This is a genomic window from Campylobacter sp. (genome assembly GCF_020024835.1).
Lineage (GTDB): Bacteria > Campylobacterota > Campylobacteria > Campylobacterales > Campylobacteraceae > Campylobacter_D.
Map to the genome: position 1 here is coordinate 17,224 of NZ_JAHHTD010000013.1, position 12,723 is coordinate 29,946.

19 protein-coding genes are annotated in these 12,723 nt (G+C 26.7%); 5 read left to right on the forward strand and 14 right to left on the reverse strand.

Translation table 11 applies throughout. The annotated features are described in order from the left end of the window. Nucleotides 1-2 precede the first annotated feature (2 nt). From QZ429_RS03530 to QZ429_RS03565, 8 genes are all read right to left on the reverse strand, one after another. Complete coding sequence (locus QZ429_RS03530; RefSeq protein WP_291951170.1) at nucleotides 3-956, reverse strand: chemotaxis protein; 954 nt, start codon at nucleotides 954-956, stop codon at nucleotides 3-5. After that, complete coding sequence (locus QZ429_RS03535) at nucleotides 956-1,684, reverse strand: metallophosphoesterase (RefSeq protein WP_291951173.1); 729 nt, start codon at nucleotides 1,682-1,684, stop codon at nucleotides 956-958. Before QZ429_RS03535 ends, QZ429_RS03530 begins: the two co-directional genes overlap by 1 nt. Beyond that, entirely contained in the window at nucleotides 1,681-1,851 is a 171-nt protein-coding gene (locus QZ429_RS03540) for a hypothetical protein (RefSeq protein ID WP_291951174.1), read from the reverse strand. The genes QZ429_RS03535 and QZ429_RS03540 overlap by 4 nt, the downstream gene beginning before the upstream one ends. Nucleotides 1,852-2,019: 168 nt before the next feature. After that, a complete protein-coding gene (locus QZ429_RS03545) occupies nucleotides 2,020-2,157 on the reverse strand; it encodes a hypothetical protein (protein WP_291951178.1) in 138 nt (45 codons plus the stop codon). After that, entirely contained in the window at nucleotides 2,157-2,642 is a 486-nt protein-coding gene (gene greA, locus QZ429_RS03550; RefSeq protein WP_291951181.1) for a transcription elongation factor GreA, read from the reverse strand. The genes QZ429_RS03545 and greA overlap by 1 nt, the downstream gene beginning before the upstream one ends. Nucleotides 2,643-2,653: 11 nt before the next feature. Beyond that, nucleotides 2,654-3,748, reverse strand: a complete 1,095-nt coding sequence (gene lpxB / locus QZ429_RS03555) for a lipid-A-disaccharide synthase (protein WP_291951184.1) — start codon at nucleotides 3,746-3,748, stop codon at nucleotides 2,654-2,656. A 70-nt stretch (nucleotides 3,749-3,818) separates the two neighbouring features. Continuing rightward, entirely contained in the window at nucleotides 3,819-3,950 is a 132-nt protein-coding gene (locus QZ429_RS03560) for a hypothetical protein (protein WP_291951186.1), read from the reverse strand. 121 nt (nucleotides 3,951-4,071) lie between these two features. After that, nucleotides 4,072-4,653, reverse strand: a complete 582-nt coding sequence (locus tag QZ429_RS03565) for a hemerythrin family protein (RefSeq protein WP_291951189.1) — start codon at nucleotides 4,651-4,653, stop codon at nucleotides 4,072-4,074. Nucleotides 4,654-4,736: 83 nt separating this feature from the next. Between QZ429_RS03565 and pepT the strand changes: the two genes are divergently transcribed. After that, complete coding sequence (pepT, locus tag QZ429_RS03570; protein WP_291951192.1) at nucleotides 4,737-5,966, forward strand: peptidase T; 1,230 nt, start codon at nucleotides 4,737-4,739, stop codon at nucleotides 5,964-5,966. Nucleotides 5,967-5,982: 16 nt separating this feature from the next. Here pepT and dcuC read toward each other — a convergent pair whose 3' ends face one another. Together dcuC and pepE are read right to left on the reverse strand one after the other, a co-directional pair. Next, nucleotides 5,983-7,296: a C4-dicarboxylate transporter DcuC gene (gene dcuC / locus QZ429_RS03575; RefSeq protein ID WP_291951195.1), complete on the reverse strand. Its 1,314-nt coding sequence runs from the start codon at nucleotides 7,294-7,296 to the stop codon at nucleotides 5,983-5,985. 8 nt (nucleotides 7,297-7,304) lie between these two features. Then, nucleotides 7,305-8,009 (reverse strand): dipeptidase PepE, encoded by a 705-nt coding sequence (pepE, locus tag QZ429_RS03580; protein WP_291951198.1) that lies wholly within the window; start codon nucleotides 8,007-8,009, stop codon nucleotides 7,305-7,307. A gap of 233 nt (nucleotides 8,010-8,242) precedes the next feature. Here pepE and surE point away from each other — a divergent pair, with 233 nt between their 5' ends. From surE to QZ429_RS03600, 4 genes are read left to right on the forward strand one after another with little or no spacing between them, the layout of a single operon-like run. Further along, nucleotides 8,243-9,016, forward strand: a complete 774-nt coding sequence (gene surE / locus QZ429_RS03585) for a 5'/3'-nucleotidase SurE (RefSeq protein ID WP_291951201.1) — start codon at nucleotides 8,243-8,245, stop codon at nucleotides 9,014-9,016. Beyond that, nucleotides 9,009-9,665 (forward strand): ThiF family adenylyltransferase, encoded by a 657-nt coding sequence (locus QZ429_RS03590; RefSeq protein ID WP_291951203.1) that lies wholly within the window; start codon nucleotides 9,009-9,011, stop codon nucleotides 9,663-9,665. Before surE ends, QZ429_RS03590 begins: the two co-directional genes overlap by 8 nt. Then, complete coding sequence (locus QZ429_RS03595; RefSeq protein WP_291951206.1) at nucleotides 9,649-9,813, forward strand: hypothetical protein; 165 nt, start codon at nucleotides 9,649-9,651, stop codon at nucleotides 9,811-9,813. Before QZ429_RS03590 ends, QZ429_RS03595 begins: the two co-directional genes overlap by 17 nt. After that, complete coding sequence (locus QZ429_RS03600; protein ID WP_291951209.1) at nucleotides 9,782-10,072, forward strand: hypothetical protein; 291 nt, start codon at nucleotides 9,782-9,784, stop codon at nucleotides 10,070-10,072. The genes QZ429_RS03595 and QZ429_RS03600 overlap by 32 nt, the downstream gene beginning before the upstream one ends. Here the strand turns inward: QZ429_RS03600 and QZ429_RS03605 are convergent. The 4 genes from QZ429_RS03605 to QZ429_RS03620 form a co-directional block, all read right to left on the reverse strand. Further along, nucleotides 10,069-10,764: a methyltransferase domain-containing protein gene (locus QZ429_RS03605; protein WP_291951212.1), complete on the reverse strand. Its 696-nt coding sequence runs from the start codon at nucleotides 10,762-10,764 to the stop codon at nucleotides 10,069-10,071. The genes QZ429_RS03600 and QZ429_RS03605 overlap by 4 nt on opposite strands. After that, nucleotides 10,749-11,375, reverse strand: a complete 627-nt coding sequence (locus QZ429_RS03610; RefSeq protein WP_291951214.1) for a pimeloyl-ACP methyl esterase BioG family protein — start codon at nucleotides 11,373-11,375, stop codon at nucleotides 10,749-10,751. Before QZ429_RS03610 ends, QZ429_RS03605 begins: the two co-directional genes overlap by 16 nt. Further along, the gene (locus QZ429_RS03615) at nucleotides 11,372-12,496 is read right to left on the reverse strand and encodes a pyridoxal phosphate-dependent aminotransferase family protein (RefSeq protein ID WP_291951217.1); all 1,125 of its coding nucleotides are present in this window, start codon (nucleotides 12,494-12,496) and stop codon (nucleotides 11,372-11,374) included. Before QZ429_RS03615 ends, QZ429_RS03610 begins: the two co-directional genes overlap by 4 nt. A gap of 13 nt (nucleotides 12,497-12,509) precedes the next feature. After that, nucleotides 12,510-12,723, reverse strand: a 214-nt coding sequence (locus QZ429_RS03620; protein ID WP_291951219.1) for a tetratricopeptide repeat protein, incomplete at its 5' end; no start/stop codon positions are given.

A 12,723-nucleotide genomic window follows, 5' to 3' on the forward strand; every position in this document is an offset into this window, starting at 1 on the left:
TTTTACTCCTCACCCTTTTCATGTTTTGCGATAACACGAGCAATTTCAGTAAAAAAATCACTCGCATTGAATTTAACTAAATATCCTTCACCACCAGCTTCTTTAACACCTTTTTCACTCATAAATTCATTAGATAATGAAGAATTGAAAATTATAGGTATATTTTTATATCTTTCATCTTCTCTTACTTTAGATGCAAAGTGAAATCCATCCATTTGTGGCATTTCAACATCACTAACAATGATTTTTAAGTGCTTACTTAAATCTGAACCATAAGTATTATACAACTCTTCAAGTTTTTGCAAGCCCTCAATACCATCTTTAGCTTCCACTACTTTTAAACCTGTCTTGTTAAGTAAATCTTTAACAAGTTTTCTAGCAGTAAAGCTATCATCTAATGCTAAAGCAATTCCATCAATTTTTTGAATTTTAGAATCATCTACATTGGTATTTGGAGCATAAATTCCAAGCTCTTGAACTATACTTTCTAAGTCTAAAATAAGTAAAACTTCATCTCCTTCAATTTTGGTTACACCTGTAATTTTACCTTTATCTAAACTTCCAGCACTAGTAGCAAAAGTGGCTGGTTCTATATTTTTCCAATTAATCCTACGAATTCGTTTAGCCTCATGAACTATAAACCCAATCAATACATTGCTAAATTCTGTAATAATAACTCTAGGTTTTATAGTTGTTGTTTCTGGCTCCTTTATTTGCATCCACTTAGCAAGATTTATCACTGGAATCACCACACCACGAAGATCAAAAATACCCTCAACATATTCAGGTACCCCTGGAATTTCAGTCAAAAAAGGAATTTTAATAATTTCTCTAACTTTAGAAACATTTACACCATAAATTCCTTCATAAACCCTATCGTGGCCTTGTTTAAAGATGCGAAAATCAACAAGTTCCATTTCATTTGAACCTGTCTTTATGACATTCTCATCAAACATTATGCCTCCTTAAGTTCTATTTTATGAAATCTGATTTCTCCCTCGTATTTTACTATAAAAAAACTTTCCTTATATGCAAAAGTAGTTAAATTTAAATATTTTATATTATCCAATTTTAAAAATACACCTTGATGATAGTGACCTTCTATAATAAAATCTATTTGATATTTTTTTATACGATCTTTTATAATAAATTCAAAATTAAATATCTTTCTTACAAGATCTTTTTCATTCTGTGAATTTAAAATTTTGCGTGTAATTTTTTCTTTACAGATAAAATTTAAAAAATTTAAAAAACAAAGCAAATAATGATTTCTTAAATTTTTTAAGCAAAATTGCAAAAATGGTTTTAAGAAAATATCTCCGTGTGCTAATTTTACTCGAGTTTGATTTATATCTTCAAATTGGCAAAGTATTGGCTGTTTTTTTATATCATAAACTTTCACTTTGATAAAAAATTTTTTTAAATTAAAATCGTGATTTCCTTCTAAATATATAATCTCAATATCACTAGCTAATTCTTCTAAAAGCCTTATGTAAGGTTTAGCAAAATTATGAGTTGATCGTATTTCATACACTAATAAATCAAAAATATCGCCCATTAAAAAAAGTTGTTTTGTTTGAATTTCCTTATTTTTTAAAGCTTGTAAAAACTTCCAAAAACCCTTCCTGCTTTCATTTTCATGAGCATCAGCTATAAAAATAGCATTTTCTTTTATATGTATCAATATTTAGACTTCTCACTCTTTAAAATTCGATCATAATCAACTTTACCATTAAAATATCGAATTCTTTTTAAATTAAATGCTTTATTAAGCACATCTCTTTCTTTCTCATAATCTTTAACATAAATTCTAGCAATTGCACTTAATGTATGAATTAAATCATCGCTCATAAAAGGTTTGCTCAAGTTATTTTAGCCTTAGCGTCGTATCAAGCTCATAACCATACAAACTCACATAATTTCTTTAAATGCTTTCACCTACGATAAAAACTATATATGGAATTTTATCTTCAAATGTAACTTCATTTTTATATAAACTAGCTACTCTTTTATAATTTTTTAAAATATCCATTCAGTAAATTCTCGTTGAAAAGTAAAATAACTCCACCATAATGCAATAATAATATCTAATACAATAATCAAAGCAATGTATGGTAGATATCTTAAAACAAAATCAAAATATGTTTTTTGTGTCATTAAAATTCCAAAGCCTTATAGCTTATAGAAATAATTTCAAATTCACTTTCACCCTTTGGCAAACGCACTTTAAAATCATCTCCTTCTTTTTTACCAAGCATAGCTCTAGCTATAGGTGAATTTATGGAAATATAACCTTTATCTAAATTGCCTTCATTTACACCTACTAAAGTATAAGTACTTTGCTTTTGAGTATCCATATCCTCTACAACAATAGTCGATCCAAATTTCACACTATCGTGCTCATAAGAGCTTGGATCTATAATTTGAGCTCTTGAGATTAAATCTCCAAGTTCAGCTATTTTGCTCTCTATAAATGCTTGTTTTTCCCTTGCTGCGTGATATTCTGCATTCTCCTTTAAATCTCCGTGAGACCTTGCTATATCTATTTCCTCAACTACCTTTGGACGCTCAATTTTTTTCAAATTTTCTAATTCTTTTTCTAATTTTTCATAACCATATTTACTCATAGGTTCTTTTTGCATATTACACCTCTTTAAATTTCATAAATAATCTTAGCTAGATTCTTTGCACTTGCAAATTGCAAATATTCCTTTAAAAAATCTACCTTATCAAAAAATCCCTTATAATTATATTTAATAAAAGCTTGATATAATTTTTCAACACTCACTTCATCTTGTAAAAATTCAGGATTTAATGGCTCTTTTTTTGCAAAATCTAAAAAAATATTTGCAAGTCCTATATATTTTAATTTTACAAAAAGTTTTGCTATAAAAATATCAATCGCTTTTGCCTTGTAAGCTAAAATAAAAGGTGTGCCAACTAAAGCTGCTTCTAAGGTAGCAGTTCCACTACAAATAAAAGCAAAATCAGATTTTTTAAGCACTTTTGGAGTATCGCTTTGTATTTTAAAAGCACTTATATCACCATAAAGCTCTAATCTTTTAAGATTAAAAGGAGGGATACAAAGTATTTTTTCACCTTTAAATTTAGCACTTAATTCTCTAAAAATAGGCATTAAACGCTTTATCTCACTTTTTCTTGATCCTGGTAAAAAGGCTATTGTTTTTTCATCTATTTTTTTAAAAAGTAATTTTTTTATATCATTTTTATCTTTAAATTCTTTTATTTCATCTAAAAGTGGATGTCCCACATAAATACTTTTACTAAAAAATTCTTTATCAAAAGGAAGTATAGAAGCTAAAATATCAAAATTTTTTTCTATTATAGGAATCCGTCCTTTTTTCCAAGCCCAAACTTGAGGTAAAATATAATAAATCTTTTTTATATTGGCGTTTGCTTTATTTAAAGCTTTAGCTAAAGGTATATTAAAAGCAGGAGAGTCAATACAAAGTAAAGTATTTATATCATTTTGCATAGCTAAATTTACAAGTTTTTTAATGGCTTCTTTTGCTTTAAAAATAAGTGGTAAAACCTCTATAAAACCCATAGCACTAAATTCGTGCGAGCTATATAAAGGTTTATTTTTTAAATTAAATTCTTTGCATAAATTTTCATCATAAATTCCTAAAAGTTCAAACTCTCCATATAAACTACTATAAGCTTTTAAAACTTCTTTTAAATGTAAATTTGCCGAAGGTTCTAATGCACAAACTAAAATTTTTTTCATTTAATTCTTTCTAAAGATTTGATTTGTTTTAATATTTATCAAATTTTTACTCCCACCACAATAAGTTTGATTATCTTTTATATTCTAAGGATATATTATTGTAAAAACTAATAAAATCTAAATTTTTTAAAATATCTTGATATTGGTTAAATTGTTTCTTAATGGTTTGAAGTGTGAAATTGGTATGTTTTATTGTTTTCATTTAATGCCTCAATTTAAACTTTTAGTGATTTATTATATAAAAACAAAACTTCTAATTTATAAATATTTTTTTAAATCATCTATAAATATATAAAATCTAATAATTTAAACTAAATTATAATTTATACAAGCTCCTTTTGAAATGTAATGCTTTGCTTACAAAACTGACAAGTTATAGAAATAAAATGCATAGCTATTTTTTTATGAACATCATATTTGGTACTATAAGTTTTATTTCTGCAAGAACAAGTATATAAGTAAATTTTTTCCAGTGATTTTTTTAAATTAAAAATATTACGTTTTTTTGAATCAGCAAAATCATAAATTTTTACATCATCTTTATATATGTGTTCTAATAACCATTGTTTAGTCGATAAATATAATTTTTCTTTCAAATCATTTGTTGTCTTTGCGTATCTTACAAAATTTATCATAGATTTTAATATATTTTTATGTTTTAATCTATGAGCATAAAATAAAGGATAATTGATATTTTTCATATAATTTTCTTCATACTCAAAATGCCTTTTTATGCAATTGAATAAATCAAATAATATAGTTTTTAACTCTTTTCTACTTATATGTTTTTGTAAAATTTCATCTAGTTTTTCTACTAAATTAAATAATTCTTTGTGCTGTTCATTTATAATTTGCATTTTTATATTTTGTTTAATTTCAAATTTAGTGATCATTGTTTTATCCATGCTAAAATACCTATAGTTATTTTATTATTTATTTAAAATAATATCATAATTTATTTAAAAATTATTAATAAAAGGAAAAAAATATGGATATAGTAAATAGATTTTTAAGATACACAAAGATAAACACCACTACAAATAAAGAAAATGGGGCTTTAGGGATAATGCCATCAAATCCAAAAGAGCTAGAGCTTGCTAATTTACTAGCACAAGAATTAAAAGATCTAAATTTAAAAGATATAAAAGTTAGAGAAAATTCAATAACAACAGCCGTTTTACCAGCTAATAGTCCAAATTTACCAAAAATAGCTTTTTTTGCTCACTTAGATACTAGTATGGAACAAACCAATGATACAAAGGCTAAAATTACTCATTATGAAGGTGGAGATATTTGTTTAAATGAGGAGTTAAAAATTTATTTAAAAGAAAGCGAATTTAAAGAATTAAAAAATTATATAGGTGATGATATCATACATACAGATGGAACTAGTTTATTAGGCGGTGATGATAAAGCAGCTATTGCCGCTATTATGGATATGCTTGAATTTTTTACTAAAAACCCAGATATAAAACACGGAGATATCTATACTTGCTTTCTACCAGATGAAGAGCAAGGATTAAAAGGTGCTAAAGCATTTGATATCAAAGAAATAAATGCTGATTTTGGATATTGTTTAGATTGTTGTGGAATAGGTGAGTTTATATATGAAAATTGGAATGCGGGAGATTGTGAAGTAGAATTTATTGGCAAATCAGCTCACCCTATGAATGCTAAAGGAAAACTCGTAAATTCACTGATATTAGCTCACAAATTTATTGCTATGTTGCCAAATGGAGAAGCACCAGAATACACAGAAAACAAAGAAGGTTATTTTTGGGTAAAAGAATTAAAAGGCAATAGTGCTAAAACTATATTAAAAATAGACGTTAGAGAATTTGATGATAAAAAATATCAACAAAGAATGCAATTTTTACAAAATTTATGCGATAGCTTTAAACAACTTTATGGCGAAGAAAAAATAAATATAAAATTAAGTGATAGATATAAAAATGTTTTTAATTCCTTAAAAAGCACTCAGAGTATTCCTATAACATTAGCTTTAAAAGCTTATGATAATTTAAATATAAAACCAAAAATTATTTCTATGCGTGGTGGATATGATGGTGCTATATTATCTGAAAAAGGCTTGCCTTGTCCAAATATATTCACAGGAGCACATAATTTTCATTCTATATATGAATATTTGCCTGTTAATTCCTTAAAATCAGCAAGCAAAGTTTTACAAGAAATCATCATTCTTGCTAGCAAAAGTTAATCTATAAAGATTAACTTTAAAGCATAAAAAATGCTATAGCAAACAAAGATACAATAGAGCCAAGCATAGTTCTTTTAACTATTTCTATAGTATTTGTTCTAGCTATACCAGCTACTATTATATTTGCTGCCATTATAGGAGACATAACCCTTCCTAAAACTCCAGCTATAGTAACTGCAGTTCCTAATTTAATTTGATCAAAGCCTAATTTATCAGCGTGTATAGTTATAGATTCATTAAAAGCAATAGCAGGTGCATCTCCACTTCCTGTAACCACAGCCATTAAAAATGGTATAAAAGTTCCACCAAATTTAACATAATCTTGTTCATTTTTCAAAAATTCTATAACCGCATCAATAGCACCACAGGCTTTTAAACCGGTTACAAAAACGGTGGCTGTTATGATAATACCTACAACATTTGCGTAAGATTTTCCCATACCATTAAAAAATTCATTACAAATATCACTAGGCTTACTCCAAGTTATAATGATTGTTATAATAGCACCTAAAAGCATAGCTTCAGCAACACCAAGCTTTGTCGTCCAAGCAAATAAAAAACCAAAATTTTCATTTTGTGGCAAAGAACTAGCACCTATTACAAGTAAAATTATAGGGACTAAAGGCATTAAAGCATAAAGTTTATTTGCTTTTTCAATTTCATTGTTATTTTCTTCTTGCTCTGCTTTATAAACAACACCTTTATTATAATCTTTTAAAATCAAAGCCATAATAACCAAACAAATACAAGTTATACCACCAGCTACCATAGAATTTGGTATTTGAACCTTTATAACTTCTGGTATAGAAACATTTGCCATACTAGAAACGATACTATTGTGAGAAGTACCAGGTGATAAAACACCGCCTAAAGTGCCAGTTACAACACTAGCTGCTGCCATAGCAGGTTTAATACCTGAAGCCATTAAAAGCGGTATCAAGGTAGCTCCAACTGCAGCACTACAACCAGCAGCTGAAGGGATAGCTATAGAAATAAAAAAAGTTATACTAAATGCTATAGGTATAAGTAAAAAACCTAAATTTCTAAGCGGAGAAGTTAAAAATTTAACTAAATGCATATCACATTTTGTATATTTCATAACAAAAGCAAAACCCATACTGGCACAAATTGCCTTTAAAATACTAGCTTTTGTCATAGTTAAAGTAAAAGCATTTAACGCTTCTATTGGCTTAAAAGATACTAAGCACAAGATAAAACCAACGCCAAATAACACACTTTTAGTTTCATACTTTTTAATAAGCAATACTACAGCGACTAAAGTTCCTAAAATAGCTATAATCAAATATATATCTTGAGTTAAATTTTGCATAATTTTCCTTAATAAGTATATTCTTTATTTAGTTTTAAAACACTCTCTTGCATAGGATAAGTAAAAATTTTTACATCTTTATAACCTATAACTTCTAAGGTGTTGTTTTTTATTTTTAAAGCACAACCTTCAGGTAAAGCATAAACTTTATCATTTTGATTGATTATCAAATACTCTTGCAGACGCTCTTCGCGACTTTCTCCATTGTGTCCTTGTATCTTACCGCTTATAAAATGAGGGTTTATTTGATGCGGAAAAAGATTTAAACTATCAAAGCTTTCAGGCATCACTATAGGCATATCATTTGTCGTCTTAATGCTCTTTCCTGCTATATTCGATCCAGCACTCCAGCCTATATAACAGGCACCATTTTTAATACTCTCTCTTATATTTTCTAATAAATCATTTTTATAAAGTTGATTTAAAAGCTCAAAACTATTTCCGCCACCTACCATAATTACTTTAGCATTTAAAATAGCCTCTTTTGCATTATTAAATTTATGTAAAGATTTTATGTTATTTCTTTGCAAACCTTGTTTTACTTTTTCTTCATACTCATCATAAGTTCTACGAATGCTCGCATAAGGTATAAAAAGAATTTGTTCATTTAAAACATCATTTTCCTCTAAAAAAGAATCAATAAACACTCTTGTATGACTTAAATACGCACTATCTTGATAAGATGATGCACTAAAGAGTAAAAGGTTTAGCATATTTTCTCCTTTAAAAATTTTTAAGCATTATAGTATTAAATTATTTATATTAACAATAAAAATCGCTTATTTTTAAAATGATTATATAAATTTTTTATTTTATATAACTTTTATTAAAAATTTATTATTATTTTTAATTAAACATAATTTTTATCTAAGCTAAAAATAAAAAGAGATTTTTTATAAACTTGATGTTAAAATCACATTCTTAAATTTAAATCAAAGTAATAACAATGAAAGAAATTTTAATTACAAATGATGATGGCTACGAAAGTAAAGGGCTTATAAAACTTATCAAAATGCTAAAAAAAGAATTTAAAGCTAAAATTACCATAGTCGCTCCAGCTACTGAAAAATCAGCTTGCTCACATTCTATCACTTTAACAAAACCTTTAAGATTTCATAAAATTAAAAAACGATTTTACAAACTCAACGATGGCACTCCTGCTGATTGCATTTATCTTGCTTTGCATACTTTTTATAAAAAACGCTTACCAGATCTTGTAATTAGCGGGATTAACAAAGGGGCTAATATAGGTGAAGATATCACTTATTCAGGCACTTGTGCAGGTGCTATGGAAGCAGTTTTACAAGGAATTCCTGCTATTGCTTTGTCTCAATTTTATCAAGATAATCAAAAAAAATTAAATTTTAAACTTGCTTTAAAGCTCACAAAAAAAATAGTTAAAAATATTTTTAAAAAAAAATTTCCTTTAAATAAAAAAGAATTTTTAAATATTAATTTCCCTTCCTCAAAGGTAAAATTCAAAGGAATTAAAGTTTGCAAAACAGGAAAAAGAATTTATAATTATAAAGCACACTCAAACACTAATCCAAGAGGCGTGCGGTATTATTGGCTAGCCTCCACAGATCTTAATCACGAAAAAGAAAAAAAATCTGACATTGCACTTTTAAAGAAAGGTTATGCAACCATAACCCCTATAATGCTTGATTTAACAGCTCATAAACAAATAAAAAATCTTAAAAAATGGATAAAAAATGGATAGATACACTCGCATAAAATGGCTTATAAATGATGATAATTTTAACAAAATTCAAAATACTAAAATTCTAGTTTGCGGACTTGGTGGCGTTGGTGGGATATGTGTAGATGCTTTATATCGCAGTGGTTTTACCAACCTTACTTTAATAGATGCTGATAAATTTGAAATCACAAATCAAAACCGCCAAATTCATAGTGAAAATATAAATGAAGAAAAAGCTAAAGTTTTTGAGAGAATTTATAAAGTTAAGGGTATAGTTAGCAAGATTGATGATCAATTTTTGAGTGAATTTGATTTGAGTGAATTTGATTTAATTATTGATGCGATCGATGATATACCCGCTAAAGTAGCTTTAGCAAATTTAATCAATTTCAAAAAACAAATTTTTATTTCATCAACCGGAGGAGCTAGAAAATTAGATCCTACGCGTATAAAAACAACAAGTATTTTTAAAACTTATGGTGATGCACTTGCAAAAAAATTCCGCTATGAGCTTAGAAAATCGGGTTTTAAAGGAAATTTTGATGTAGTGTTTTCTGATGAAGAAGCAAATTGCAAAAATCTTGGTTCCTTTATGGGTGTAACAGCTTCATTTGGCCTTACTCTAGCTTCTTTGGCTCTAAGAAAGGTTCTTAATGAAAAACGATTGTAGAAAATTTTATAAATTTAGAGCTTTGCAAGAATGCAAAGGTCAATACATCTTACCAAAAAAAGTAGAAGAAATTTTCCTAGAAAATTATCTTTATGCACCTAGCTTTGAAAAACTTAATGATGCCAAAAGAAGGTTTGTTTTATTATGAAGAAATAACCGCAAAAGATCTTGAAAATATAAAAAATCTCAAAGAAGCAAAATACATTTGCTCTTTTAGTGCTATCAATCTTAAAAACTATGAAAAGCTTATGTGGGCTCATTATGCAAACGGATCTAAAGGAATAAAAATCAAATTTTCACTCATAAAAAATACAGCAAAAAAAGTTAGCTACATAAAAAAAGATAAAAGAAAAATATACAACAATATTGAAGCGATAAAATACGACTTAGATACGATAAAAAATTAATTTTTTTGACACATAAAAAATAAAGAATGATAAGTCAAGGTATTTTGAAATTCTTTTTCATAGTTTTTTAAAAATTCTTTTCCTATAAAAAAATTCTTTTGCAAAGCATTTACTCCGCTTAATTTTAAATGCCTAAAAAGTTCCAAAGTAGAGTTAAATTTTAAATTTATAATCTCTTCTTTAGCTTCTAAAATATTAAAATTTTGAGAGAGTTTTTTTGAAATTTGATCTAAACTAAGATAATCTAATGACAAATTCGTGCTTTGCTTAATCTGCTTAAAATTTTTTTCTCCAAAAGTAGAAAAAAGTAAAATTCCATTTTTATTAAATATAATAGTAAAATTTTTTACAACTTTATCAAAATCAAGCCATTGCATACAAGCATTAGAAGCAATAAGATCAAATTTTTTATAAAAAAAATGATGATTTTGTAATTCATTCATATTAAAAATACCAAATTCATCATATTTGCAAGGATTTTCAAAGAAAAAAATATCATTTAAAAAATACTTTTGAAATTTTATATTTTTTTGCAAGATTTTACTAAATTCACCTGTGCCACAACCAAATTCAAACACTTCATTAAAACTTGAAAATTTATGCTTTATCATTTGACACAAAGTCTCTCCCATAGCTTTTTGTATGGGGGTATTAAAATTATAAGTATTTTTTGCTTTTAAAAAAGTTTGCAAAGCTCTTCCCAGAAATTAAATTTAAAAAATACAAAATGTGGTTCATCAATAATTTTTGCTTTTTCTTTAAAAAAATTTAAAGTATTTTTTGAAGGAAATATCTTATCATCTTTGCTAATTAATGCTCTATCCCAAATTAAATTTTCATTTAAATCTTTAATGCAAAAATCATACAAACTTAAAAGCTCTTGCTTTAAATATTGTGTTGTTTCAAAATAAAAATTTTCACTTAAATCAAGCTTTTTTTCTAGTAAATTTACTTTAAAATTTTCAAGATCAAAATTTTTCATCGTAAGCTTAAAAATCGAATTTTTAATCCCAAATTCATCATTTATAGGTAAATTTGTCCCATTTATAGCTATTTTTTTATCAAATTTTACATCTTTTAAAATTTTACTTGCCACACAAACTCCCATAGAAAAAGCTATAAGAGTGATTTTTTCAAATTTGCTTAAATCAAAATCAAATTCAAAACTCGTATAATCATATATCATCAAAACATTTTCATCACTTTTTAAATGTGAAAAATGACTAAAATGCGAGCCAAATCCAGAAAAAAATAAAATTAAATTTGATGAATGTTGATTTTTGTGTAAAAAATAAGTTTTCAAAGTATTTTTAAAACCCTTTCTAAATCTTCTTTTACTAAACCACTATGCAAAGAAAAGCGAATTCTAGCGGTATTTTTAGCCACAGATGGCTCTTTAATAGCTGGTGCAAAAATACCATTTTCTAAAAGCTTTTGAGAAATTTTATTTGCTAGTGAATTTTTCCCTAAAATTAAAGAGATGATATAAGCTTCACCTAAAATTTCACCCTTATTTGCTAAAGCATTTTTAAACCAAGTATTTAATTTAAAAAGTTTATTTCTTTGTGTTTTAAATTCGCTTAAATGTTTAAAAATATGCAAAGTCCAAGCTACATTTATCGGTGCAATAGCAGTTGAATATATAAAAGCTCTGGCTTTATTGATAAAAAAATCCTTTTCATCACTTATCATACAAGCTCCCATAGAAGCTATAGCCTTACCAAAAGTAAAAACTAAAAAATCTATTTCCTTTTCTAAGCCTAAAAATTTCACATAACCCAAACCATCATCTCCAAAACACCCTATGCTATGAGCTTCATCAATATAAATTTTTATATTTTTAAACTCTTTTTTTAATTTTACAAATTCCTTTATAGGTGCAAAATCTCCATCCATACTAAATAAAGCTTCGCTTATGATGATGATATTTTCAAATTCTTTATGGTATTTTTGCACTAAGCTTTGCAAATGCTTTATATCATTATGTTTAAACCTCATAAATTTAGCCCCACCAAGCCTTAAGCCATCGATGATACTTGCATGCACTTGCTTATCTGCTAAAAATAAAGTATTTTTAATACTTGCTAAAGCTTGCAAACAACTTGTATTTAAGCTATATCCACTATTAAAATGCAGGACTTTTTTACTAAATTTAGCCTCTAAAAAGCTTTCAAATTCTGTAAAAATTTCAAAATTTCCACTCAAGCTTCTTGAGCTTGAACTAGAAAATTCAAATTCTTTTAAATGTATTAAAAAATCCTGTTTTAATGCTTTTTCATTGCTTAAATTTAAATAATCATTACCCGCTAAATTTAGCAATTTTTGATCGTTATAAATGACATATTTTCCTTTATGCTTTAATGAGCGTAAAATTCTAAAATTATCTTGTTGTTTTAGCTCATCTAAAATTTGTGTAATTTGCATATTTAATCCAAATTTATCTTTTAAGCCTTGCGTAAGCTTGACAACCTTTATCAATTCTTAAATCACAAGTCTTACCAAAATATTCTAAAGCTTTAGGAATATCTTTTTTGACACCTTTTCCATTTTCATACATAATACCAATATTATAACAACCTCTACCATTATCTAGCTCACAAGCTTTTTCAAAATATTCTACTGCTTTAAAATTATCTTTTTTAACACCAGTT